General features: G+C 60.9%; 17 protein-coding genes. 5 read left to right on the forward strand and 12 right to left on the reverse strand.

Features of this window, described 5'->3' with window-relative positions; all coding sequences use genetic code 11:
* Positions 1 to 3 precede the first annotated feature (3 nt).
* From OZ428_RS30645 to OZ428_RS30670, 6 genes are all read right to left on the reverse strand, one after another.
* On the reverse strand, positions 4 to 636 hold the full coding sequence (locus OZ428_RS30645) for a sarcosine oxidase subunit gamma (protein ID WP_269132194.1): 633 nt from the start codon (positions 634 to 636) through the stop codon (positions 4 to 6).
* Between the two features lie 124 nt (positions 637 to 760).
* Positions 761 to 3778, reverse strand: coding sequence for a sarcosine oxidase subunit alpha (locus OZ428_RS30650; protein WP_269132195.1), 3018 nt, complete (start codon positions 3776 to 3778; stop codon positions 761 to 763).
* Positions 3775 to 4077, reverse strand: a complete 303-nt coding sequence (locus OZ428_RS30655; RefSeq protein WP_010207083.1) for a sarcosine oxidase subunit delta — start codon at positions 4075 to 4077, stop codon at positions 3775 to 3777. The genes OZ428_RS30650 and OZ428_RS30655 overlap by 4 nt, the downstream gene beginning before the upstream one ends.
* Positions 4078 to 4092: 15 nt before the next feature.
* Positions 4093 to 5343, reverse strand: coding sequence for a sarcosine oxidase subunit beta family protein (locus tag OZ428_RS30660; protein ID WP_269132196.1), 1251 nt, complete (start codon positions 5341 to 5343; stop codon positions 4093 to 4095).
* 22 nt (positions 5344 to 5365) lie between these two features.
* On the reverse strand, positions 5366 to 6619 hold the full coding sequence (glyA, locus tag OZ428_RS30665) for a serine hydroxymethyltransferase (protein ID WP_133075404.1): 1254 nt from the start codon (positions 6617 to 6619) through the stop codon (positions 5366 to 5368).
* Between the two features lie 137 nt (positions 6620 to 6756).
* A complete protein-coding gene (locus tag OZ428_RS30670; RefSeq protein ID WP_133075405.1) occupies positions 6757 to 7485 on the reverse strand; it encodes a TraX family protein in 729 nt (242 codons plus the stop codon).
* Positions 7486 to 7575: 90 nt separating this feature from the next.
* On the opposite strand from OZ428_RS30670, the gene OZ428_RS30675 reads away from it, so the two are divergent.
* Both OZ428_RS30675 and OZ428_RS30680 read left to right on the forward strand, forming a co-directional pair.
* Positions 7576 to 8616, forward strand: coding sequence for a threonine aldolase family protein (locus tag OZ428_RS30675; protein ID WP_133075406.1), 1041 nt, complete (start codon positions 7576 to 7578; stop codon positions 8614 to 8616).
* Positions 8617 to 8792: 176 nt separating this feature from the next.
* The gene (locus tag OZ428_RS30680; RefSeq protein WP_038848858.1) at positions 8793 to 8990 is read left to right on the forward strand and encodes a hypothetical protein; all 198 of its coding nucleotides are present in this window, start codon (positions 8793 to 8795) and stop codon (positions 8988 to 8990) included.
* A 58-nt stretch (positions 8991 to 9048) separates the two neighbouring features.
* On the opposite strand, the gene OZ428_RS30685 is transcribed toward OZ428_RS30680, so the two are convergent.
* A complete protein-coding gene (locus tag OZ428_RS30685) occupies positions 9049 to 10866 on the reverse strand; it encodes a flavin monoamine oxidase family protein (RefSeq protein ID WP_269132197.1) in 1818 nt (605 codons plus the stop codon).
* 283 nt (positions 10867 to 11149) lie between these two features.
* Here OZ428_RS30685 and OZ428_RS30690 point away from each other — a divergent pair, with 283 nt between their 5' ends.
* Entirely contained in the window at positions 11150 to 12589 is a 1440-nt protein-coding gene (locus OZ428_RS30690; protein WP_133075612.1) for a purine-cytosine permease family protein, read from the forward strand.
* Positions 12586 to 13401, forward strand: a complete 816-nt coding sequence (locus tag OZ428_RS30695; protein WP_269132198.1) for a nitrilase family protein — start codon at positions 12586 to 12588, stop codon at positions 13399 to 13401. Before OZ428_RS30690 ends, OZ428_RS30695 begins: the two co-directional genes overlap by 4 nt.
* Positions 13402 to 13404: 3 nt before the next feature.
* Here the strand turns inward: OZ428_RS30695 and gbcB are convergent, their stop codons facing one another.
* Positions 13405 to 14505: a glycine-betaine demethylase subunit GbcB gene (gene gbcB / locus OZ428_RS30700; protein WP_033898152.1), complete on the reverse strand. Its 1101-nt coding sequence runs from the start codon at positions 14503 to 14505 to the stop codon at positions 13405 to 13407.
* Between the two features lie 280 nt (positions 14506 to 14785).
* Between gbcB and gbcA the strand changes: the two genes are divergently transcribed.
* A complete protein-coding gene (gene gbcA / locus OZ428_RS30705; protein WP_038848868.1) occupies positions 14786 to 16081 on the forward strand; it encodes a glycine-betaine demethylase subunit GbcA in 1296 nt (431 codons plus the stop codon).
* A gap of 661 nt (positions 16082 to 16742) precedes the next feature.
* Here gbcA and etfB read toward each other — a convergent pair.
* From etfB to dgcA, 4 genes are all read right to left on the reverse strand, one after another.
* Positions 16743 to 17513 carry an electron transfer flavoprotein subunit beta gene (gene etfB / locus OZ428_RS30710; RefSeq protein WP_033898046.1) on the reverse strand — a complete coding sequence of 257 codons (771 nt, stop codon included), beginning with the start codon at positions 17511 to 17513 and terminating at the stop codon, positions 16743 to 16745.
* 10 nt (positions 17514 to 17523) lie between these two features.
* Positions 17524 to 18744: an electron transfer flavoprotein subunit alpha gene (gene etfA / locus OZ428_RS30715; RefSeq protein WP_269132199.1), complete on the reverse strand. Its 1221-nt coding sequence runs from the start codon at positions 18742 to 18744 to the stop codon at positions 17524 to 17526.
* On the reverse strand, positions 18744 to 20687 hold the full coding sequence (gene dgcB / locus OZ428_RS30720) for a dimethylglycine demethylation protein DgcB (RefSeq protein ID WP_269132200.1): 1944 nt from the start codon (positions 20685 to 20687) through the stop codon (positions 18744 to 18746). The genes etfA and dgcB overlap by 1 nt, the downstream gene beginning before the upstream one ends.
* A 231-nt stretch (positions 20688 to 20918) precedes the next feature.
* Positions 20919 to 22979, reverse strand: a complete 2061-nt coding sequence (gene dgcA, locus OZ428_RS30725) for a dimethylglycine demethylation protein DgcA (protein WP_269132201.1) — start codon at positions 22977 to 22979, stop codon at positions 20919 to 20921.
* Between the last annotated feature and the right edge of the window lie 11 nt (positions 22980 to 22990).

The raw sequence follows: 22990 nt of genomic DNA on the forward strand, positions 1-22990 counted from the left end.
TCCTCAGGCTTGAACACTCAGGCCGAATTCGGCAGACGCATCCTGCAACCACAACCACCAGTAATCCGAGAAGCTGCGACGGATCAGCAGTTCCCAAGTGTCTTCGGCCGTGTGGCGGATCACCAGTTGCGACTTGGCGAACACCGTGCCCACCGCCTTGCCCACCGGGAAGTTGTTGGGGTGCACGTCGTAGCTGGTGGACTTCATCAGCACGTCGCGCACGTTCGGGCCGCTCAGTTCAAGAATCTGCTGGCCGCCGCTGACGTTGACGATCTGGATATGCAGCTCACCCAGGGCGGCACGCAGGTTTTGTTCGGCGGCGAATTCTTCGCCGCTTGGCACGATGAGCAACCACTCATCCGGGCCGAGCCATTGCAAGCTGGTTTCACCTTTGACGATCACGGTCAAGGCGCTCGGCAGTTCGATGCCCAGGGCCTTGTGTACGCCAGCGGCGAAGGCTGCATCATGGCCGTCGCCACGGATGGTCAGGTGGCCCAGGAGTTTCTTTTCGCGCACGGTCACGCCGGCGTTCTTGCGGCCCTTGCCGACCAGGCTGGCGAGGTCGGCATGGTGCAGCGACGACTCGGCCTTGGCCCCGGTGGTTGGGCGTTGTTGGTACACATTGGCTGCTGTCATAAAGCACCTGTTCTGAATGCTGTGGTGTCTGTTCTGGCCTCATCGCGGGCAAGCCCGGCTCCCACAGGGGAATGCATTCCAAGTGTGGGAGCTGGCTTGCCTGCGATGCAGGCGACGCGGTCTATCAGATGTTCTGCCGATCACCTTTCGGATCAAAGAACACCGAGGAAACAATCTCCGCCTCGATCACGCTGCCATCCGCCTGCGGCGAGAACACGCGCTCACCAATACGCTTCAAGCCGCCCTTCACTACGCCCATGGCGAACGAATAGCCCAGGGAGTTGTGCGCATAGCTTGAGGTGACGTGACCAACCATCTTCATCGGAATCGTCTGCTTCGGATCGAACACCAACTGCGCGCCTTCCGGCAGCCATACATTCGGGTCGATCGGTTTCAAGCCCACCAGTTGCTTACGCTCTTCGCGCACGCAGTCTTCACGGTTCATGCCGCGCCAGCCGATCCACGAGAACGGTTTGGTACGGCCGACGCACCAACCCATGTTCAGGTCGTCGGGGGTCATCGAGCCGTCGGTGTCCTGGCCGACGATGATGAAGCCCTTCTCCGCCCGCAGTACGTGCATGGTTTCGGTGCCGTACGGGGTCAGGTTGTACTTCTTGCCGGCGTCGACGATTTTTTCCAGCACGCCCATGGCGTAGTCGGCCTGCACGTTGACTTCGTACGACAGCTCGCCGGTAAACGAGATCCGGAACACCCGCGCCGGTACGCCGCCGACCAGGCCTTCTTTCCAGGTCATGAACGGGAAGCCGTCCTTGTCCAGGTCGATATCAGTCACTTCCGCCAGCAGCTTGCGGCTGTTGGGGCCGGACAGGGTCATGGTGGCCCAGTGGTCGGTGACCGAAGTGAAGTACACCTTGAGGTCTGGCCACTCGGTTTGTTGATAGATTTCCAGCCACTGCAGTACGCGGGCGGCGCCGCCGGTGGTGGTGGTCATCAGGAAGTGGTTGTCAGCGAGGCAGGCAGTCACGCCGTCATCGAAGACCATGCCGTCTTCCTTGCACATCAAACCGTAGCGCGCCTTGCCCACATCGAGCTTGGTCCAGGCGTTGGAGTAGATGCGGTTGAGGAATTCGCGTGCGTCCGGGCCCTGGATGTCGATCTTGCCGAGGGTGGACGCATCCAGCAGGCCGACGCTGTCGCGCACGGCCAGGCATTCGCGTTTTACCGCGGCATGCAGGTCTTCACCGTTGCGTGGGAAGTACCACGGGCGTTTCCACTGGCCGACGTCTTCAAACTCGGCGCCGTTCTTCACGTGCCAGGCTTGCAGCGCGGTGTAGCGCACCGGCTCGAAGATGTGCCCACAGTGACGACCGGCGACGGCGCCGAGCGTGACCGGCGTGTAGTTCGGGCGGAACATAGTGGTGCCCATCTGTGGGATGGTCACGTTCAACGAACGGGCGGCAATCGCCAGGCCGTTGACGTTGCCCAGCTTGCCCTGGTCGGTGCCGAAGCCCAGCGCGGTGTAGCGCTTGACGTGTTCGACCGACTCGAAACCTTCGCGGGTCGCCAGTTCGATGGCGGCGGCGGTCACGTCGTTTTGCAGGTCGACAAATTGCTTCGGCGCCCGTGCGGTTGGCTTGTCGTGCGGGACTTGATAGACAGCCAGTGTCGGCTCTTCCAGACGGCTCAGGGCCTTTGGCAGGGTGCCTTCGACTGGTGAAAAACCGGCTTCACTGGCTGCGCGCACGCCGCCTTCAAAACCATCGGCCAGGGAATCGCCAAGGCCGTAGACACCATTGATACCACCGACACACACACGTTTCTGCGGTGCTTCGCCCGGCACAAAACCGAGAATGTCTTCACGCCAGGTCGGCTTGCCGCCCAGGTGCGAGGCCAGGTGGACCACCGGGCTGTAGCCACCGGAGCTGGCGACCAGATCGCAGTCCAGCCACTCGCCAGGGCTGGTGACTTTATGCGCTTTGACGTCAATTGCAGCCACGCGGGCGGCAGTGACGTGCTTGCTGCCACGGGCTTCGATCACGGCGCTGCCGGTGAGGATACGAATACCTTTGGCGCGGGCTTCTTCCACCAGCGCGCCGCGTGGGTTGTGGCGCACATCAGCCACAGCCACCACTTGCAGGCCGGCGTCGAGCCAGTCCAGCGCAACGCGGTAGGCGTGATCGTTGTTGGTCGACAGCACCAGCTTCTTACCCGGCGCCACGCCATAGCGACGTACGTAGGTCGAAACCGCACCGGCCAGCATATTGCCCGGCACGTCGTTGTTGCCGTACACCAGCGGGCGCTCACACGCACCGGTCGCCAGCACCACACGCTTGGCGCGCACACGGTGGATGCGTTGGCGCACCACACCAATCGGCGCACGGTCACCCAGGTGGTCGGTGAGGCGTTCGTGAATGGTCAGGAAGTTATGGTCGTGATAACCGTTGACGGTGGCGCGGGGCAGCAGCACTACGTCTGGCAGGGCTTTCAATTCAGCAATGACACTGGCCACCCATTCCGCAGCTGGCTTGCCGTCGAGGCTTTCGCGCGAATCGAGCAGCGAACCGCCAAACTCTTCCTGCTCATCGGCGATGATCACGCGGGCACCGCTGCGCGCGGCGGCCAATGCTGCGGCCAAACCCGCAGGGCCCGCGCCGACGATCAGCACATCGCAGTGACGGTTGAAGTTGTCGTAGGTGTCCGGATCGTTCTCGGTCGGCGAGCGACCAAGGCCAGCGGCCTTACGGATGTACTTCTCGTACGTCATCCAGAACGATTGCGGGTACATGAAGGTTTTGTAGTAGAACCCCGGCGGCATCAGCTTGCCGCCAACCTTGCCGAGGATGCCCATCACGTCATTGTTGACGTTCGGCCAGCCGTTGGTGCTGGTGGCGACCAGGCCTTGGTACAGCGCCTGTTGCGTGGCGCGCACGTTAGGAATCTGGGTGGCTTCGGTGGCACCGATCTGCAGCACCGCGTTCGGCTCTTCGGCGCCCGCAGCAAAGATGCCGCGTGGGCGCGAGTACTTGAAGCTGCGGCCGATGATGTCGACGCCGTTGGCCAGCAGCGCTGCGGCCAATGTGTCGCCTTCAAAACCTTTGTAGGTCTGGCCGTTGAAGCTGAAGGTCAGGACTTTATTACGGTCGATCCGGCCACCGTTGGACAGGCGATTGGTCTGGCTCATACCTTCTCTCCAGAGGCCTTGGCGGTGAATTGTGGCTTCTCACCGATCTTGTAGGTTTCAAGAATTTCGTAGGTCAGGGTGTCGCGGGTCGCGTTGAAGTACTGGCGGCAACCGGCGGCGTGGATCCACAGTTCGTGGTGCAGGCCACGGGGGTTGTCGCGGAAGAACATGTAGTCGCCCCACTCTTCATCGGTGCAGGCGTTCGGGTCCAGCGGGCGCGGGATGTGCGCTTGGCCGGACGCGTGGAATTCCTCTTCGGAGCGCAGTTCGCCACAGTGAGGACAGAAGATATGCAACATAGGGAATTTCTCCTGTTAGTGGGCGACGGCCGCAGCGCCGTGTTCGTCGATCAACGCACCGTTGTGGAAACGGTCGATGGAGAAAGGTGCGGCCAACGGGTGCATTTCACCCTTGGCCAGGCTGGCGGCAAACACGTTGCCTGAGCCCGGAGTCGCTTTAAAACCACCGGTGCCCCAACCGCAGTTGAAGAACATGTTCGGCACTGGAGTCTTGGAGATGATCGGGCACGCATCCGGCGTAGTGTCGACGATGCCGCCCCACTGGCGGTTCATGCGCACGCGCGACAGCACCGGGAACATCTCGACGATGGCCTGGATGGTGTGTTCAATCACCGGGTACGAGCCGCGCTGGCCGTAGCCGTTGTAGCCATCGATACCGGCGCCGATCACCAGGTCGCCCTTGTCGGACTGGCTGATGTAGCCGTGCACGGCGTTGGACATGATCACGCTGTCGATAATCGGCTTGATCGGCTCCGACACCAACGCTTGCAGCGGGTGGGATTCGATCGGCAGGCGAAAGCCCGCCAGCGAGGCCATGTGCCCGGAGTTACCGGCGGTGACCACACCGACGCGCGTGGCGCCGATAAAGCCTTTGTTGGTTTCCACACCGATGCACACGCCGTTTTCCTTGCGGAAGCCGATCACTTCGGTCTGCTGGATCAAGTCCACGCCAAGGGCGTCAGCCGCACGGGCAAAGCCCCAGGCCACGGCATCGTGACGGGCCACGCCGCCGCGCCGTTGCACGGTGGCGCCGAGCACCGGATAGCGGGTGTTCTTGGAGCAGTCGAGGTACGGGATCTCGTCGGCCACTTGCTTGGCGTTGAGCAGTTCGCCGTCCACGCCATTGAGGCGGTTGGCACTCACGCGGCGCTCGGAATCACGGATGTCTTGCAGGGTATGGCACAGGTTGTAGACGCCACGCTGGGAGAACATCACGTTGTAGTTCAGGTCCTGGGACAGGCCTTCCCACAGTTTCATCGCGTGTTCGTACAGGTGCGCCGACTCATCCCACAGGTAGTTGGAACGCACGATGGTGGTGTTGCGCGCGGTGTTACCGCCGCCCAACCAGCCCTTCTCGACCACGGCCACGTTGGTGATGCCGTGCTCCTTGGCCAGGTAATAGGCGGTCGCCAGACCATGCCCGCCACCGCCGACGATGACCACGTCGTACACCTTCTTAGGGGTGGGCGTGCGCCACATCTTCTGCCAGTTTTCGTGGTGGCTGAGGGAGTGCTTGAAGAGGCCGAAGCCCGAGTAGCGTTGCATAGTCATTACTCCAAAACCGCGCTCAGCGATAAACCGGGAAATCAGCGCACAGGGCAGACACGTGCTTGGCCACGTTGGCCTCGACATCGGCGTCGCCGAGGTTGTCGAGGATGTCGCAGATCCAGCCGGCCAGTTCGACGCACTGCGGCACTTTGAAACCACGCGTGGTCACCGCCGGGGTGCCGATGCGCAGGCCCGAGGTCACGAACGGCGACTGCGGGTCATTCGGCACGGCGTTCTTGTTGACGGTGATGTGGGCGCGACCGAGGGCGGCGTCCGCCTCTTTGCCGGTGAGGCCCTGACGGATCAGGCTGACCAGGAACAGGTGGTTATCGGTACCGCCGGACACCACGTCATATCCGCGTTTGATGAACACCTCGGCCATGGCCTGGGCGTTGTCGATCACTTGTTGCTGATAGGCCTTGAAGCCTGGCTCCAGCGCTTCCTTGAAGCACACAGCCTTGCCGGCGATGACGTGCATCAGCGGGCCGCCCTGGGCGCCAGGGAATACGGCGGCGTTGAGTTTCTTTTCAATCTCTTCGTTGGACTTGGCCAGGATCAGACCGCCCCGTGGACCACGCAGGGTCTTGTGGGTGGTGGTGGTGACCACGTCGGCGTACGGCAGCGGGTTCGGGTACAGGCCAGCGGCAACCAGGCCGGCGACGTGGGCCATGTCGACGAACAACAGCGCGCCCACTTTGTCGGCGATCTGACGGAAACGTGGGAAATCCAGAGTCTTGGAGTAGGCAGAGAAACCGGCCACAACCATTTTCGGCTTGTGCTCGACGGCCAGGCGCTCGACTTCGTCGTAGTCGATCAGGCCGGTGTCGGTGTTGATGCCGTATTGCACCGCGTTGTACAGCTTGCCCGAGGACGACACTTTGGCGCCGTGGGTCAAGTGACCGCCGTGGGCCAGGCTCATGCCCAGAATTGTGTCGCCCGCATTGATCAGAGCCAGGTACACCGCGCTGTTGGCAGACGAACCGGAGTGCGGCTGCACGTTGGCGTAATCGGCGCCGAACAATTGCTTGGCACGTTCGATGGCCAGGGCTTCCACTTTGTCCACGTGCTCGCAGCCACCGTAGTAGCGCTTGCCCGGGTAGCCTTCGGCGTATTTGTTGGTGAGGCCGCTGCCTTGGGCTTCCATTACGCGTTTGCTGGTGTAGTTCTCTGACGCGATCAGCTCGATATGATCTTCCTGGCGCTGCTCCTCGGCATTCATGGCCGCCAGCAGTGCGTCGTCATATCCCTGAATCTGGTCTTGTTTGCTGAACATCGCGTCTCTCCCAGCCTTTCGTATTGTTGAGGCCCGTGCAGGGCCCTTTGATGCGATGGTAGGGCTGGCGCCAGCAGGTCAAATGCCTACGCACGCCACGCAAAGGTGCGTTTACGACATGGAATGAATTCAGCGACTCAGGCAAGGCTGTGGCGCAAAGCCAGCAGTAGCAGGAAATGCGCGGGATAGAGGGCATACGCCCAGCGGCGCATGGCCGGTGGCGAGGCGTTTTGAGCGTGTCGCAAGAGGACCAGGCCAAGCATTGGCGCAATCAGGCAAGCGGCCAATCCGACCAACGCTACGGGGGTGCCGCTATTGAGCAGAACCTGCCATTGATTGGCCGCCACACAGACCAGGCCCGGCAATACACTGAAATACCAAGGGCGACGGAATACCAGCAACATCGCCAGTGGCAGCAATACGCCGAAAAAACCGAACATCAGCTGCGCAGAAAACACCGCCGCGATCATGAGGGCAATCAGCGCCAATCCTCGATCAAAAAGCGCCTTTTGCTGCCATCCCCGGGCAACCAGCAGGCCCAGCGCCAAGGTCGGCAAGACGTTCAACGTATCGGCATCGTCGATAAACAGGCGGTACGGCACTTCGCTGATCACGCTGAACAGCAACAGCCAGCCCAGGTAGCGCCATTGGCCGGTCACGGGCGCACTCCTGACCCGGTGCAGATTCGCCGCAATCGCCAGGCAAAACCAAGGGAACGCCAGGCGCCCCGGCACGTACAGGCCGTCCAGACTCAAACCGACATAGCGTAGGTGATCGAGCACCATGCTCAAGAGTGCCAGCCACTTGAGCAGATCCAAAGCGCCATCACGGACACGTCCGACAGGCAGGGTTCCAGTACCGTGCATAATTCCCCAGTGACTTTGCATTTACAGTGCGTGCGCACCCGCAACAATCTTGGTTACAGTGCGCACCAACATCGACCACAGGAATGGGCCATGACCGACAAGAGCCAACAATTCGCCAGTGACAACTATTCGGGCATCTGCCCGGAAGCCTGGGCCGCCATGGAACAAGCCAACCAAGGCCATCAGCGCGCCTACGGCGATGATGAATGGACCCACCGCGCCGCCGACGGTTTCCGCAACCTGTTCGAAACCGACTGCGAAGTGTTCTTCGCCTTCAACGGCACCGCCGCCAACTCCCTGGCGCTGTCCTCGTTGTGCCAGAGCTACCATAGCGTGATTTGCTCGGAAACCGCCCACGTCGAAACCGACGAATGCGGCGCGCCGGAGTTTTTCTCCAACGGTTCCAAGCTGCTCACCGCTCGCACCGAAAACGGCAAGCTGACCCCGGAGTCGATCCGCGAGATCGCCCTCAAGCGCCAAGACATTCACTACCCCAAGCCGCGCGTGGTCACCCTGACCCAGGCCACCGAAGTCGGCAGCGTGTACACCCCGGATGAAATCCGCGCCATCAGCGCCACCTGCAAAGAGTTGGGTCTGAACCTGCACATGGACGGCGCGCGCTTCTCCAACGCCTGCGCGTTCCTCGGCTGCTCACCGGCGGACCTCACCTGGAAAGCCGGGGTGGACGTGCTGTGCTTTGGCGGCACCAAGAACGGCATGGCCGTGGGCGAAGCGATCCTGTTCTTCAACCACAAGCTGGCCGAAGACTTTGACTACCGCTGCAAACAGGCCGGCCAGCTGGCGTCGAAGATGCGTTTCCTGTCAGCCCCCTGGGTAGGCCTGCTGGAAAACGACGCCTGGCTCAAACACGCCCGTCACGCCAACCACTGCGCTCAATTGCTGAGCAGCCTGGTGGCGGACATTCCCGGAGTGGAGTTGATGTTCCCGGTGCAGGCCAACGGCGTGTTCCTGCAACTCTCGGAACCGGCGATTGCCGCGTTGACCGACAAGGGCTGGCGTTTCTACACCTTTATCGGCAAAGGCGGCGCACGCTTCATGTGTGCGTGGGATACCGAGGAAGAACGTGTAAGAGAATTGGCGGCGGATATTCGGAAAGTGATGGAAGCCTGAAACCACGGGGCTTTCAGCGACTTTTCAGAGACTGTTTGTAGGTGTTTCTGACAGTATCTATCTACCCCCTGCCTTGGATAGGATCTTGTCACCCCGAACAAACGGACGCGTCACTTCGGGGCTGACTGCCTGCCGAATAGTCGGCTGGAAATGGAAATCCTATCGAGGGCAACATCATGGAAATTCAATGCTACACCACTGATTCGCAACTGCGCGCCGACGTCAACGCCACGCTCGTCGGCCTGGACGATCTGAGGAAGCTGGCGAATGTCGGCGACACCATTATCGAGCCATCCAGAACCTTTACCGTCACTGGTAAAGAGTTCGAAATGACAGCATCCGGCGGGTACCTCATCAACCTTTTCGTCCGCTAACCCCTAAGGCCCGCGTCGCAGACTCATGACCTGCGACGCGGGAATCAGGTGATGGCTCTCACAACGCCTTCGGCTGAAGCACTTGCCAATCATCAATGGGGCCGCGGTTGTTGGGATAGGTCCCACCGTTAAATTTCACCGCCAGCTTATTTACGGCGTTCAAGGCTGTCGTCACCGCTCCTTCCGCCCAGCCTCCCGTAAACGAAACGTCGTCACCCGCCAGAATGAACCCATCGGGATTAGGCCCCTTTACGCCATTCATGAACTGGGAAAACAGCAAGCTCTGGTACTCGTACTGTCCCGGCAGATTCATTTTGAACGCGCACAGGAAAAACGGTTGCTTCTCCCAATTGATTTCGACAAAGGGGTTGGTCATGCCGAATTCAGCGGCCAGGTTCAACTGATGAGGCGCATACACGCTGTCCAGCAAGCTCGTGCACACCTGCACATGGGACGGCAGCGGCGCACTGCGATCCCCCAGGAACTTGAGGCTGTCGTCATTCCAGGTGTAAGACAAAAACATACCGCTCCCCCTGTATGGCCCAGGGCTTTGGCTGTAGTCCAGCAGGTAGGTACCACGGGTGATGCGATCCGACAGGGTCACGCTCATCTTGTGTTGGAAATCTGCTTCCACATCGGTCCAGAAAGGCCGTTTCGTCTGCGCGAAGATTTTTGCGGATTGCATGTAGTGGGTGTACATCACCGCTTCCCAAGTCGGCTGATCAAGCAGGCTGTCCATTGCGCCAAAGTTAACGGCGCCATCCATATAGCGAAACTTGTCCAATATCCGTTTATGCGGTGTATAGACCACAGCACTGAAGGTGTGCTGGGTGAGTTGCTGCGTGTTGCCGTCATAGATATTCACATCGAAGGTGCCATCGCCCCGGCGCAGGATTTGCCGCACTTCCTGCTTGAACGTCTGGGCAATCACCTGCGTGCTCAAACTCTTGACCGTATCGGTCGCAGACCAATAGACCACAGAGTCGCCAAACGTACCGGGGCTAACCTCCCAAAGTCGGCGCGGCAACTCGCTGGAACCGTCGTACATCAACTTGTGGTTGGTATCTAGGCCGGTATAAAGCACCCGCAACACCTCCAGGAAACAGTTCGGATAATCGGTATTCCAGCCACCCGTGCCAAAGCCGATCTGGCCGAACAGGTAGATCTGCGGGCGCGTCCAACCCGCCTTCTCGACCAGTGCCGAAAAAAAGCTGAGATTGTCCCAGTCAGCGTCCAGAATCGAGTTCCACAAAGTCTTGATCTTGGCCTGATCAATGCTGCCCTCGGACATTGCCGCTTCCATTTCGGTGAACTTGATCGGGTCCTGCTCAAGGAACACCTCAAACAACAGCCGCTCAATCTCCGCGTATTCCGGCGGCAGGTTATTGCCTTCGTAATAGGTCTGGGTTTGCTGGTAGTCGACCACCGTACTGGGGGTCGCAGCCGAGCCTGGGTTAGGGAAATCCGCCGAGTTGGCCGTCATGCCGACCTTCTCGAAATAGTGCATCAACGCCTTGCCTGAAATAGGAAAGCGCATCGCCCCCATTTCACAGATCACACTGTTAGCAGGATCCAACGGATCACCCGCCACATAGGAATACAGCCGCCCGCCGATACGATCACTGGCCTCCACCACCACTGGGTGCAACCCCATGCGCATGGCTTCATAGGCCGCCACCATTCCCGCGACGCCTGCGCCGACGATCAATACCTTGCTGCCATACGCCAGGCTGGAAACCTGCGCCAACGGCGTGCCGTTACTGACGGCGGTATCAAGGAACCGGCGGTAATGAAAAGGAAAGTCAGGAGCCAGTGCAGTGACATCATTGGCAAGCAAGCGCGCAGCGCCTTTACTGCGGGAGGGAATAGCAGACATGGCAATCATCCTTGGTATGTAAACAGGACGTCCGCCTACTGCTTCACTGCGAAGGGCGACTACGACGAATGTGTTCATCAGCGTAGTCACTTGTAGGAAATGTCTCTATATCCCTTAGAAATAAAAAGTGCATCGGTAAGGCAAACCTTATTCCAGAGGGTTTTGCGCACTCAGTTCAGAGATTCATAAAGTGATTATTTGAGAATGCCGATTCAATTGTTTTTTTGCTTACAAGACTCTGCACAGCTCACTCAATAAAAAACAGACCGTGATACCTATGAACATGCCCTCTGACCGATCGGCTGCTCCCCCTTCCAGCACGCTGAAAATCGAAACCCGCTCCATCGACTACGTGCCGCGCAATGAACGCCACGGTAAGGTCTGGCATCAGGCGCCGTTCTGGTTCACCGGCAACTTCGTGCTCACCACCATGGTCACCGGGTTTACCGGTGCGGCCTTGGGGCTAAGCCTGGTGTACGCGATCCTGGCGATCGTGATCGGCGTATGCCTGGGCACGTTTGCCATGGCGTTCCATGCCAACCAGGGACCGCGCATGGGCTTGCCGCAGATGATCCAGTCACGCGCCCAGTTCGGCCTGCGGGGTGCCATCGTGCCGTTTATCGCGGTGGTTTTCGTGTACATCGGTTTCAACGTGTTCAACGTGATCCTCGCCACTGACGCCATCAATACCGTGCTGCCCGGCAACCGCGCGCCCTGGTATGCGTTGATGATCATCCTCGCCGTCGTGATCGCGGTCATCGGCCACGACCTCCTGCACACCGTGCAACGCTGGCTGACCTACGTGATGATCAGCGTGTTCGCGGTCCTGACCGTCGCGGCCTTGCTGCACCTGCAAGCCGATTCAGCCGTGGCCGACGCACATTTTTCCTGGTCGGCCTTCCTGATCCAATTGTCAGCCGCTGCGGGCTACCAGATCAGCTACGCCGTGTATGTCTCGGATTACTCGCGCTACCTGCCTCATAACACCCCGTCGCGCAGTGTCATCCTCTGGACCTACCTGGGGGCTGCCGGCTCGGCGCTGTGGTTGATGTCGTTGGGGGCATTCCTCGCCTCGGCGTTGCCCTCGCCCGACGCCATTGGCAGTGTGCAGGCCGTGGGTAACCAACTGTTGCCCGGGTTTGGCACCTTTACCGTGCTCGTTGCAGTGCCGGCGCTGGTCGGCATCATGGCCGTCAACTGTTATGGCGCGATGCTCACCGGGATCAGCGCCATTGACGGTTTTGTCCCGATCAAACCCAAGATCAAGAGCCGCATCGTCGGGATCAGCCTGGTGGCCGCCGTCATTTTCGTGATCGCCTTGAGCATTCCTGAGAGCTACCTGAGCAGCTTCAACACCTTCGTGCTCTTGATGCTGTATTTCCTGGTGCCCTGGACGGCCGTCAACCTCGCGGACTTCTACGTCGTGCGACAAGGACGCTACGCCATCAGCGATATTTTCAATCCCGCCGGCATCTATGGTCGCTGGTCGAGTGCTGGGTTGGTTGCGTATTTCCTCGGCCTGGCGGCAATGATTCCGTTTATGTCGCTGGGTTTTTATCAAGGCCCGATCAGTGTGATGCTGGACGGCGCCGATATTGCGTTTGTCGTCGGCTTGCTGGTCTCGGCAGTGATTTACTGCGTGATGAGCCGCCAACTCGACCACGCCGCCGAGTCGCGGGCCATGCAAGCGAGTGAGCGGGTCTTGGAAGGAGACCTGTCGTGACACAGCTGCGCGTCGTTTGCCATCAACTGGCGCCGCGTATCGGCGATGCCGAGTACAACCGGGCGCTGACCGAGCGCGCGATTCGTGGAGCGGCCAGCCTCAAGGCCCAGCTGATTGTCCTGCCGGAACTGATCCAGAGTGGCTACGCGTTCTCCGACCGCGAGGAAGCCCACACGGCCTCCGAAACACTCGACGGCCCGACCCTGAGCCTGTGGAAAAACCTGGCGCGTGAACTTGGGATTATCGTGGTTGCGGGGTTTTGCGAGCGCTTGAGCGGGGGACGCGTTGCCAACAGTGCGGCGCTGATCGAACCCACCGGACGGCTGACGGTGTATCGCAAGGCCCACCTGTGGGACCGCGAGAAACTGATCTTCACCCCCGGTGATGCGCCACCTCCAGTGGTCGACACCGCCGTCGGGCGGATCGGCATGATGATCTGCTATGACCTGGAACTGCCCGAATGGGTGCGCCTGCCGGCACTGGCACAAGCGGAGCTGCTTTGCGTCCCGGTGAACTGGCCGGACGGTCCGCGCCCTGTGGGTGAGCGGCCGGCTGAGATCGTAAGGATCCAGGCCAACGCGGCGGTCAATCGCCTGTTTATTGCGGCGTGCGACCGCCATGGCGAAGAACGCGGCGTCAACTGGGTGGGCGGCTCAGTCATTGTCGATGCGGATGGCTACCCGCTGGCCGGGGCAGCCTCACATCACGAGGAACAGCAACTGGTAGCGGACCTGCCCCTGGAACAGGCCCGGAACAAGTCAATCAGCGCCCATAACGACGTTCATCAGGATCGCCGGCCAGAATTGTACTGACCATCAGAACTCAATGCGCACATCACCCTTGGGCACACTGCAGCACGACAGGATGTAGCCTTCGGCTTCATCCTCTTCAGTGATGCCGCCGTTGTGCTCCATCTCCACCTCGCCGCCCAGCTTCATCACCTTGCAGGTGCCGCAGATGCCCATGCCGCAGGCTTTCGGGATCAACAGGCCAAGCTTGGCGGCCGCGGCATGCACGGTTTCCCCAGGGGCGACGCGGATGCTCTTGCCCGATGCGATGAACTCCACCTGGTGCAGATCCGCCAGGTCGATTTCCGGCGCGTCGGCCGCCTGCTCGGCTTGCTCCACCGCATCGGCACGGGCTTCCGGCGGTGTAGCACCGAAGGATTCCTCGTGATAACGCGTCATGTCGAAACCCGCCACTTCCAGCAGGCGCTTCACCGCGTTCATGTACGGCGTCGGGCCGCAGCAGAACACTTCGCGCTCCAAGAAGTCGGGCACCATCAGTTCGAGCATCTTGTGGTTCAGGTAGCCGCGATACCCCGCCCAAGGCTCACCCAAGCCGTGTTTCTCGCAGATCAGGTGCAGGCTGAAGTTGTCGATCCGCGACGCCATGTGCTCCAGCTCGCGGTGGTAGATGATGTCCTTGGGCGAACGGGCGCTGTGGATAAACGTCATGTCGACGTTAGCGTTGGTGTCGTAGAACCAGCGGGCCATGGACATGACTGGCGTGATGCCCACGCCGCCGCTGAGGTACAGCACTTTCGGGCTCGGGAAGTCGATGGCGTTGAACAAACCCACCGGCCCATGCACCGCCAACTCTTGCCCTTCATGAAGGGTGTCGTGCAGCCAGTTGGACACCTTGCCGCCCGGCACACGCTTGATGGTCACCGAAAAGCTGTATGGCACTGACGGCGAGCTGGAAATGGTGTAGGAGCGCATGATCGGCTGGCCTTCGATCTCCAGCTCCAGGGTGACGAATTGCCCCGGCTTGAAAAAGAACAGGATCGGCTGGTCGGCCATGAAACAGAAGGTGCGCACGTCCCAGGTTTCCTGGATGACTTTGACGCAACGGACAATGTGCCGACCATTGGCCCAGGTCTGGGTGGTTACCGGATTCAGGAAATTATTGGACATGTTGTTCTCCACCGCCGACATCGGCCTTATGGTGGCGATTCTGCGTAACGCCAGAACCACCCATTTACCTATCTGCGACATTCACATACTTATCGCGACCAGCCCCCAACGACCTAGGGTTGCGCGTCGGGAACAGATTGGGCCATGTCGCCCATGGATAAGGTTCGGCGCATCGTCGGCCCCACACTCGCTCCCAACACAGACGCTTTCTTTACGCCTTGCTGCAAACCTGATTAGCCACTTATCTCGGCCACACAGAATGGCCATGAGGACACACACGATGGACGTCACCGCAACCTTAAGCTTGGGCGATCCGCTGGAACCCGCACGCAAGGCCACCGCGCAAATGCTGCAAGAGCGCGAGCGCACTTTCTCGCTGCCGCAGCCGTTCTACTCTGATGAGCGGCTGTTTGATATCGACATGCAGGAGATCTTCCAGAAAGAGTGGTTGATCGCCGGCATGACCTGCGAAATCCCCGCCAAGGGCAACTACCTGACCCTGCAAATCGGCAAAAACCCGATCATCGTGATCCGGGGCGCCGAAGGCGTGGTTCACGCGTTCCACAACGTGTGCCGTCACCGTGGCTCGCGCTTGTGCACCAGCGACAAGGGCAAGGTCGCCAAACTGGTCTGCCATTACCACCAGTGGACCTACGAACTGGATGGCCGCCTGCTGTTCGCCGGCACCGAGATGGGCGCCGACTTCGACATGAAGCAGTACGGCCTCAAGCCGGTCAACGTGAAGACGGCCGGTGGCTACATCTTCATCAGCCTGGCGGAGAACCCGCCGGCCATCGATGACTTCCTGTCGACGCTGAACCATTACATGGAACCCTACGACATGGAGAACACCAAGGTGGCGATTACCACCACCTTGATGGAGAAAGCCAACTGGAAGCTGGTGCTGGAAAACAACCGCGAGTGCTACCACTGCAACGCGTCGCACCCGGAACTGCTGAAAACCCTGCTGGAATGGGACGACGTCACCGACCCGCGCGCCGACCAGGCGTTCAAGGACCACGTGGCCGCCTCCGCCGCCGCCTGGGATGCCGAGAAGATCCCTTACGCCCACGCCAGCTTTGGCTTGCGTAACCGTATCGTGCGCATGCCGCTGCTCAAGGGCACCGTGTCGATGACCCTCGACGGCAAGCAAGGCTGCGCCAAGCTCATGGGCCGCATCAAGAACCCGGACCTGGGTTCGATGCGCATCCTGCACCTGCCGCACTCCTGGAACCACTGCATGGGCGATCACATCATCGTGTTCACCGTGTGGCCAATCAGCGCTCAGGAAACCATGGTCACCACCAAATGGCTGGTGCACAAGGACGCCGTGGAAGGCGTGGACTACGACGTGGAGCGCATGCGCCAGGTGTGGGACGCCACCAATGACCAGGACCGTCGCCTGGCCGAAGAGAACCAGCGCGGCATCAACTCCACCGCCTATCAGCCTGGCCCGTACTCCAAGACTTATGAGTTCGGCGTAGTGAACTTCGTGGACTGGTACAGCGAGCGCCTGTTGAGCAACCTGGGGGCCGCTCCGGCGCCGTACCTCAAGGGCGTTGCGGTTCACGAATAACCTGCTGATCTTCGGGGGGCTGGGTTGTACAAAAAACATCCAACCCCCTGATAACCCTTGATTCCCCTGCCCTCCAGCCTTTACCCAACAACTTATCCACAAAGCCACCCACAGCAATTGTGGGCAACTACGCTTGCCTCCTGAAATTAAGTGAAGAAAATCCGTGACTTATTCAAGCCAGTCGGTTTGGCTCGGCTTTGTTCATTTATTGACCAATCCATCAGAAGCCACGGTTTACATGGGCTGTAGCGGTACGCGAACACCTTATCCACAGAAGCACCAACAGACTTTGGGGGCAACTTGGAAAGTGCTGTGGAAAACCACCTCAAACCTTCACAAATCGGGGTTCCCAGGGTTTTTAGCCGGTAAAAAAACCAAATCGATCACATTTTGATCAATCCGGTGAAAGCCTTGATTAATAAGGGCTTCAGCCGACAGCGAACATGTTATCCACAGAAGCGCCAACAGACTATGGGGGCAAGTCGGGCCGGAGAAATGCCAGGAGTAGCGAAAAACCCAAGTAAAAACCGTCAGTTAGCTTGGTTGTTTTTCGTACAGAGGGCTGGAGGGCTTGATTCACAGGGGGTGTGGACAACCGCGAACAGGTTATCCACAGACGGGTCAACAGGGATTGTGGGTAAGCCACATTCCCTGTTCAGCTTCAGCGAACCACACCTTCCTCAACCAGCAGCTTGAGGATAGCTTCGGCGCCCGCTTCCGGGCTCAGGCCCTTGAGCACTTGCCCGCCACCACCACTGGCCTTGGCCGTGGCGGCTTTCATGCGGTCAGCACCGCTCTTGGCCTTGATCACCTTGAGGCGCTTTGGGCGTGGCTTGGCTGGTTGCAGCACGGCGCCCGTGAATAACTCGTCCTGTTCGATTTCGACTTCATGGGCCGCCAGCTCACCGCGCTGCGCCGGGCCGTACGCACTCTGCCGAGGCTTGGGCGCGGCGTTATCCACTGTCGCCAGAAACGGCAGGCGCACCTTCAGGCGTCGCCGCTGGCCGCGTGGCAAGGCTTGCAGTACATGGGCCACACCGCCGTCGATGGACTCGACCTGCGCCAACCCGACAATCAGCGGCCAACCCAATTGCTCGGCCAGCAGGTACGGCAACATGCCCGAGCCTTCACCGGTTTCGGCCTGGCTGCCGGCAAGCACCACTTGGGCACCGGCGTCGCGCAGGTATTCGCTGAGCACCGGCAAGGCATCGCTGCCCGCCGGTTGCTCCAGCACGTGCAACTGCGGCAACCCCATGCCCAGGTAGCTGCGCAGGGTCGGCTCAGCAATGTTGCCGGCGTGCAGCACCTGCAACTTATCCCCAGCCATTTGCAGGCCCAATTCCACTGCGCGCGCGTCTTGCTCGGCGCGGCGCGGGCGACCGGAGGTCGGGTGGGCGCCGATGGATACCAGGCTGATAACATTCGTGTTCATGCTCATATCCTCAAGCCGCATCGCGCTTGGCGCCGTTGCGGTAGGCCTCTACCGCAGCGATCAAGGCGTGCAGAATCGCGGCACTTTCGCCAATGACCGAGAGATCGGCCCGCTTGATCATGTCGCAACCAGGATCGAGGTTGATCGCCACCACCTTGTCGCAGGCACCGATGCCTTGCAGGTGCTGGATCGCCCCGGAAATACCCACCGCCACGTAGACCCGCGCCGTCACCCAGGTGCCGCTGGCGCCGACCTGGCGATCACGCGCCATGAAGCCATCGTCCACCGCCACCCGCGAGGCGCCTTCGGTGGCACCCAGGGCCGCAGCGGTCTGGTGGAACAGGGCCCAGTCCTTCACGCCGTTGCCGCCAGAGAAAATGAATTCCGCCTCAGCCATGGGAATCGCCGCCGGATCCACCGCCACCGCGCCGAGGTCTTCGATACGCGGCAGGCTGCGTGCCAGGGCTGTGGATAACTCCACGGGGAGCACTTCATGCCGTGTCTCACTGACAGGATCGGCGCATTCGGCAGCGGCCAGAATCAGGCGTGGCAGCGGGCGGGCCAAGTCTTCCTGGCCCGCACCGGCGCGGCCGATGCACTCGCTGCCCTTGATCTGCCAAACCCGCGTGGCCGGGCGTTCCTTGAGGCTGGCGGCAAAACGTCGGCCCAGTTCGCCGCCACCGCTACGGCTGTCAGGCAGCAACCAGTGACGCGGATTGAACTGGTTATCCACAGCGCGCAAACCTTGCACCCGTTGTTCCGGTGAATAACCGTCGAATTCGTGACCTTCCAGCACCAGCAGGCGATCGACGCCTGCGGTGGCAAATGCACCTTCCTTGTATTCGCCAAACACCACCGCCAGCACCGCACCGTCGCTGCCCGCCAATTGCCGGGCCAGGCCGAGCAAGTCACGGTCGTGGCTGCTCAAGCGGCCGCCGACCATGTCCGGCACCACGTTGATGTAGAACGCAGGCGCCGCCACCTGATGCAGCGGCAACTGCACTTCCACTGCCGCTGTACGCTTGGCCGCGCCGCCCTGCTGGGCGCCGCTGCGGTCGATACGCTTGATGCCATTGGGGCCGATGAAGCCAACACCATGTACATTTTTGCGGATGACGCCATTGGGGCCCATCCAACTGTGTTGCACCGGTTGCATGGCCGCATGCAGCGGGTGCAGACGGTTGCGGGCGATCCACTCGGCGCGTGGATCGCGGCGGATAATGTCGCTCATCAGTGCACCTCCGCAGGTTCACGCTTAATGGGGGCTTTACTCGGCGCAGCGTCTTCGAGCAATGCGTCGGCCACCAACTCGGCAATGTCCTTGATCAAGGGGCGTGGTTCGACCACGCCTTCGAGCATCGCCGTGCACTGTGGACAACCCACGGCCACCAGCTCGGCGCCGGTTTCGCGGATGTCTTCCATGCGCATATCCGGTATGCGTTGCTTGCCGGGAATGTCGGTAATCGGCGCACCGCCCCCGCCCCCGCAGCAGCGTGAACGGAAGCCCGAGCGTTGCATCTCCTTGACCTCGATGCCCAACGCCCGCAGCACTTGGCGCGGCGCCTCGTACTCGCCGTTGTAGCGGCCCAGGTAGCAAGGGTCGTGGTAGGTCACGCTGTTGCCTTTGTGCTGGCCCAGGTTCAGCGCGCCCTCGCCGATCAGTTCGGCCATGAACGTACTGTGATGTTGCACCCGATAGTTGCCGTTGAAGGCGCCATACTCGTTTTTTAGCACATGGAAGCTGTGCGGATCGCAGGTGACGATGCGCTTGAAGCTGTATTTAGCCAGGGTCTGGATATTGCGCGAAGCCAGCAACTGGAAGGTCGCTTCATCGCCGAGACGACGGGCCACGTCGCCACTGTCGCGTTCTTCCAGGCCCAGCACAGCGAAGTCGACCTTGGCCGCCTTGAGCACTTTGACGAAGGCGCGCAGGGTACGTTGGTTACGCATGTCGAAGGCACCGTCGCCGACCCAGAACAGCACGTCGGCACTGCCTTTCTCGCTGAGCAGCGGCAGGTTCAGATCTGCCGCCCAGTTCAGGCGACCACCCGGTGCGAAACCGCCGGGGTTGTCGGTGGCGATCAGGTTTTCCAGGACTTCCGCGCCTTTGTTCGGCGTGGCGCCTTTTTCCAGGGTGAGGTGACGGCGCATGTCGACGATGGCGTCCACGTGCTCAATCATCATCGGGCACTCTTCCACGCAAGCGCGGCAGGTGGTACAGGACCACAGGGTCTCGGCGTCCACCAGGCCGTTGACGATCGGCTGATGCGGGTTGCCGCTGTGTTCGCCCACCGGTTTGCCTGGGTATGGGCTACCGGCGAACTTGGCATCGGTGCCACCGGCCAGGCCGACCACCATATCCTGGATCAGCTTTTTCGGGTTCAGCGGCTGGCCAGCGGCGAAGGCCGGGCACGCGGCTTCGCATTTGCCGCACTGCACGCAGGCGTCGAAGCCGAGCAGTTGGTTCCAAGTGAAATCCTTGGGTTTCTCCACACCCAACGGCGCGGATTTATCGCTGAGGTCCAGCGGTTTCAAACCGGTGGAACGGCCGCCGCCAAAGCGCTCGGCGCGACGGTGCCAGGCCAGGTGCAAGGCACCGGCGAAGGCGTGCTTCATCGGGCCGCCCCACGTCATGCCGAAGAACATCTCGGACACGCCCCACAACACACCCACCCCGAGCAACGCGGCAAGCAACCAGCCGCCGAAATCCGCTGGCAGAATCCCGGCCACCGGCAGGGTCACCAGGAAGAAACCGACCGAGAACGCCATCAGGCTTTTCGGCAGGCGCATCCATGGGCCTTTCGAAAGACGTGCAGGCGGATTGCGGCGGCGCAGGTAAACGAAGGTGGCGCCGACAAACATCAGTACCGAGGCCAGCAGCAAGGCGTAACCAAGGATGCGATTCTGCAGGCCGAAGCCGTGGACCAGAATGGCGAGCAACGCCGACAGCACAAAACCCAGCGCGGTGGCGACGTGGGTGTTGGCGATGTATTTGTCGCGGGCGACCACGTGGTGCAGGTCGACCATGTAGCGTTTGGGCATGGCGAGCAGGCCGCCCAAAAGGTCAACCTTGGACGCGCGGCCACGGCGCCACATGTTCACCCGGCGCAGGGCGCCGAGGACGGCAAGGCCCAGGGCGGCGAACAGCAGGATAGGCAGCAAGGTGTTCAACATGGTGAAGCTCCCAAAGACCTCGGGTCTTGCACGGGTTCAGGTTGTGACAAGGAGCCTGTCTGTGGTGAGCGGGCTTGCCCCGCGCTGGGCTGCGAAGCGGCCCTGAACCCTGCCTCTCGGTTCTGTCAGAAAGAACTCGGGGACCGGATTGGGGCTGCTGCGCAGCCCAGCGCGGGGCAAGCCCGCTCACCACAATGACAACCTCTCATCACAGGGGATGCAGGCAAGCCGTCAGAAATCCTTGCAAAGGCGCAGGGCGTCATAGATCGCAGCATGGGTATTACGCTGTGCCACACAGTCACCGATACGGAACAGCAAGTACCCGTCACCCGCCTCGCTCAAGCATGGCTGCGGCTTGATCGCGAACAAGGCTTCGACGTCGATCTGGCCCTTGTTGCGCGAGCCTTCCTTGAGTGCGTAGTAGATAGCTTCATCCGGACGCACGCCGTTCTCGACGACCACCTGGTCCACCACCCGCTCCTCTTTGGCACCGGTGTATTCGTTCTCCAGCACCGCCACCAGCTTGTCGCCTTCGCGGTAGACCTTTTCCAGCATCATGTCGCCGGTCATGATCACTTCTTTCGGGTACATGCTGCGGTAGTAGGTCGGGAACGACGTACCGCCGATGGCCACGCCGGGCTTGATGTCGTCGGTGACGATCTCGACCTGGCTGCCTTTGTCCGCAAGGAAATCCGCCACCGACATGCCGGTGAATTCGCAGATGGTGTCGTAGACCAGTACGTTCTTGCCTGGCGCGACTTTGCCGTCGAGCACGTCCCAACTGCTCACCACCAGGCCTTCGGCCGCGCCCCAGTGTTCGTTCTGTTCCACGTTCGGATGTCCGCCCACCGCCAGCACCACTACGTCCGGACGCACGTCCAGGATAGTGTCGGCATCAGCGGCCACGCCCAGGCGCAGATCGACCTTCAACCGCGCCAGCTCCAGTTGGTACCAACGGGTGATACCGGCGATCTGGTCACGCTGCGGCGCCTTGGACGCCGTGGTGATCTGCCCACCAATAAACTCTTTCTTTTCGAACAGGGTCACGTCATGGCCGCGCTCGGCGGCCACGCGCGCAGCCTCCATCCCGGCCGGGCCGGCACCGACCACCACAACCTTGCGTTTGACGCCGGAGGTTTTTTCGATGATGTGCGGCACACCCATGTATTCACGGGAAGTCGCGGCGTTCTGGATGCACAACACATCCAGGCCCTGGTACTGGCGGTCGATGCAGTAGTTGGCGCCGACGCACTGCTTGATCTGGTCGATCTGGCCCATCTTGATCTTGGCGATCAGATGCGGGTCGGCGATGTGCGCACGGGTCATGCCGACCATGTCCACATAACCGCCTTCCAGAATGCGCGTGGCCTGGTTCGGGTCCTTGATGTTCTGCGCGTGCAGCACCGGGACCTTGACCACTTCCTTGATACCGGCGGCCAAGTGCAGGAACGGCTCCGGTGGATAACTCATGTTCGGGATCACGTTGGCCAGGGTGTTGTGCGTGTCGCAACCCGAGCCCACCACGCCGATGAAGTCCAGCATGCCGGTGTCGTCGTAATACTTGGCGATCTGCTTCATGTCCTCATGGGACAAGCCGTCCGGGTGGAATTCATCACCGCACAGGCGCATACCTACGCAGAAGTCGTCACCGACTTCGGCGCGCACGGCTTTCAGCACTTCCAGGCCGAACTTCATGCGGCTTTCGAAGCTGCCGCCCCACTCGTCGGTACGCTTGTTGACCCGCGGGCTCCAGAACTGGTCGATCATGTGCTGGTGCACCGCAGACAGTTCCACACCGTCCAAGCCACCGGCCTTGGCGCGTTTGGCGGCGCTGGCGTAGTTGCCGATCACGCGCCAGATTTCTTCCGGCTCGATGGTCTTGCAGGTCGCGCGGTGCACCGGCTCACGCACGCCGGAAGGCGACATCAAGGTCGGCCAGTTGAAGCCGTCCCAACGCGAGCGACGGCCCATGTGGGTAATCTGGATCATGATCTTGGCGCCATGCTTGTGCATGGCGTCGGCCAGGTTCTGGAAGTGCGGGATGATGCGGTCGGTGGACAGGTTGACCGAACTCCACCATTCCTGCGGGCTGTCGATAGCCACAACCGAGGAACCGCCGCAGATCGCCAGGCCGATACCGCCCTTGGCTTTCTCTTCGTAGTACTTCACATAGCGGTCGGTGGTCATGCCGCCGTCGGTCGCGTAGACCTCGGCGTGGGCGGTGCTGAGCACGCGGTTGCGGATGGTCAGTTTGCCGATCTGGATCGGCTGGAACATTGCTTCGAAAGCCATGGCACGGTCCT

Origin of the sequence: Pseudomonas sp. GXZC (genome assembly GCF_026967615.1) — a bacterium.
GTDB lineage: Bacteria > Pseudomonadota > Gammaproteobacteria > Pseudomonadales > Pseudomonadaceae > Aquipseudomonas > Aquipseudomonas azotoformans_A.

What these genes read in the sequence shown, in the direction of transcription:
- OZ428_RS30645 (WP_269132194.1), bottom strand. Translation starts at nt 636, where the DNA reads ATGACAGCAGCCAATGTGTACCAACAACGCCCAACCACCGGGGCCAAG.
- OZ428_RS30650 (WP_269132195.1), bottom strand. Translation starts at nt 3,778, where the DNA reads ATGAGCCAGACCAATCGCCTGTCCAACGGTGGCCGGATCGACCGTAAT.
- OZ428_RS30655 (WP_010207083.1), bottom strand. Translation starts at nt 4,077, where the DNA reads ATGTTGCATATCTTCTGTCCTCACTGTGGCGAACTGCGCTCCGAAGAG.
- OZ428_RS30660 (WP_269132196.1), bottom strand. Translation starts at nt 5,343, where the DNA reads ATGCAACGCTACTCGGGCTTCGGCCTCTTCAAGCACTCCCTCAGCCAC.
- glyA (WP_133075404.1), bottom strand. Translation starts at nt 6,619, where the DNA reads ATGTTCAGCAAACAAGACCAGATTCAGGGATATGACGACGCACTGCTG.
- OZ428_RS30670 (WP_133075405.1), bottom strand. Translation starts at nt 7,485, where the DNA reads ATGCACGGTACTGGAACCCTGCCTGTCGGACGTGTCCGTGATGGCGCT.
- OZ428_RS30675 (WP_133075406.1), top strand. Translation starts at nt 7,576, where the DNA reads ATGACCGACAAGAGCCAACAATTCGCCAGTGACAACTATTCGGGCATC.
- OZ428_RS30680 (WP_038848858.1), top strand. Translation starts at nt 8,793, where the DNA reads ATGGAAATTCAATGCTACACCACTGATTCGCAACTGCGCGCCGACGTC.
- OZ428_RS30685 (WP_269132197.1), bottom strand. Translation starts at nt 10,866, where the DNA reads ATGTCTGCTATTCCCTCCCGCAGTAAAGGCGCTGCGCGCTTGCTTGCC.
- OZ428_RS30690 (WP_133075612.1), top strand. Translation starts at nt 11,150, where the DNA reads ATGCCCTCTGACCGATCGGCTGCTCCCCCTTCCAGCACGCTGAAAATC.
- gbcB (WP_033898152.1), bottom strand. Translation starts at nt 14,505, where the DNA reads ATGTCCAATAATTTCCTGAATCCGGTAACCACCCAGACCTGGGCCAAT.
- gbcA (WP_038848868.1), top strand. Translation starts at nt 14,786, where the DNA reads ATGGACGTCACCGCAACCTTAAGCTTGGGCGATCCGCTGGAACCCGCA.
- etfB (WP_033898046.1), bottom strand. Translation starts at nt 17,513, where the DNA reads ATGAACACGAATGTTATCAGCCTGGTATCCATCGGCGCCCACCCGACC.
- etfA (WP_269132199.1), bottom strand. Translation starts at nt 18,744, where the DNA reads ATGAGCGACATTATCCGCCGCGATCCACGCGCCGAGTGGATCGCCCGC.
- dgcB (WP_269132200.1), bottom strand. Translation starts at nt 20,687, where the DNA reads ATGTTGAACACCTTGCTGCCTATCCTGCTGTTCGCCGCCCTGGGCCTT.
- dgcA (WP_269132201.1), bottom strand. Translation starts at nt 22,979, where the DNA reads ATGGCTTTCGAAGCAATGTTCCAGCCGATCCAGATCGGCAAACTGACC.